The following is an 869-nucleotide window of genomic DNA, read 5'->3' on the forward strand; positions in this document are numbered from 1 at the left end:
GATATGACGCGGGATTTAAATTGTTAATTTGTAAATTGTATGCTCGTTTGAACCGATATCATCGCATTATCGATTATTAATTTATTCAAACCTTCCGCTTCATGCGCTCTTCAAGTATCGCAAGGTATGCCTTTTTTTCCGCTGCCATATACTGACAGTGCCCGTACCCTTTATGCAGTGCGATATGCACAAAAGGGTAGCGGCGCAAAATCGTCTTTGCTTGCCGTGCATCTATTTCTTTACTGCCGAATTCAAAATACATACGCTGCTGCACATCTTTCGGATACGGATAAAAATCGAAGCGGCTGCATGCCGCTATGATATTTCGCAGGCTTTTTTCACACATGCTTTCAAACGTGCTTCCCATTACTTCGCCCGCTTCACCGAACAATGCGGTCATTTTCTTTTGAGCAAACCCCTTGCATTTTCGCGCCTTTTTCCATTTGCTTAAAAAGACGGCGGTATACACAAAGCGCAAAAAGCGGGCATTTTTGTATACCGGCGCACCGTCCAAAACAATGCATTTCCAGTGTATGTCGTCATCCTTCAACAGTTCCAGCACAATCCGCGCTCCCAGGGAAATACCGAGCGTCAATGCAATATCCGTATAGCCTTTTTCTTTCAGATAGCAAAGGATTTGCGCAGCTTCGTTTTCGGCGGAAACAAACTCGCTCGAAGATGCTTGCCCGTGAGCCGACAAATCCGGCGCAATAATACAGTACCGATCGCTTCGCGGCGCAAACAGCTTTGCCGCAAAGGCACCGGTCAGCAACATCGGGTGCAAAACCAGTATTTTTTCCGCCTCAATGTTTCCGTATTCGTGTATAACCATATCGCCTGTTCTCCCGCAAAATAATAATGTTTACCAC

1 protein-coding gene is annotated in these 869 nt (G+C 45.6%); it reads right to left on the reverse strand.

Annotated features, from left to right (window positions below; genetic code table 11):
* Positions 1–85 precede the first annotated feature (85 nt).
* Positions 86–832 carry an alpha/beta fold hydrolase gene (locus tag HMPREF0860_RS05490; protein WP_021495570.1) on the reverse strand — a complete coding sequence of 249 codons (747 nt, stop codon included), beginning with the start codon at positions 830–832 and terminating at the stop codon, positions 86–88.
* Positions 833–869 lie beyond the last annotated feature (37 nt).

Source organism: Treponema socranskii subsp. socranskii VPI DR56BR1116 = ATCC 35536, from assembly GCF_000468115.1.
Taxonomy (GTDB): Bacteria; Spirochaetota; Spirochaetia; order Treponematales; family Treponemataceae; genus Treponema_D; species Treponema_D socranskii.

Bases quoted from the DNA above. Each gene is read 5' to 3' on its own strand.
- HMPREF0860_RS05490 (WP_021495570.1), bottom strand. From the start codon at position 832: ATGGTTATACACGAATACGGAAACATTGAGGCGGAAAAAATACTGGTT.